This is a genomic window from Falsihalocynthiibacter sp. S25ZX9, from assembly GCF_041205405.1.
Taxonomy (GTDB): Bacteria; Pseudomonadota; Alphaproteobacteria; order Rhodobacterales; family Rhodobacteraceae; genus Falsihalocynthiibacter; species Falsihalocynthiibacter arcticus.
In genome coordinates, this window is record NZ_JBGFCD010000331.1 from 1 (window position 1) to 282 (window position 282).

A 282-nucleotide genomic window follows, 5' to 3' on the forward strand; every position below is an offset into this window, starting at 1 on the left:
AGATAATAGGTTTCGCCATCGCGGATAACGGGGCTGATCATCAATTTGGGTTTGGCAGCCAATTGATCTTCCGCTTCTGAATGTTTCAACCAATCACTCAGGCCGCGCCATTCCGTTGACTTTTTATCCAACAAACGATCACCGAACTCGCCGACTAATTCGGCCCATTCTGCTTCGCTCAAGGGAGTCGCGCTGATATCGCGAAAACTTACCTCTTTGCCCGCAGCTTCCAAGGCTTTGATGGCCTTCTGGCTATCTGTGCAGGTGTTAATTCCATAGACT

General features: G+C 49.3%; 1 protein-coding gene. It reads right to left on the reverse strand.

Annotated elements, in window-relative coordinates:
• On the reverse strand, positions 1 to 282 hold a 282-nt coding region (locus AB9F29_RS22455), incomplete at both ends, for an arsenate reductase family protein (RefSeq protein ID WP_369757320.1).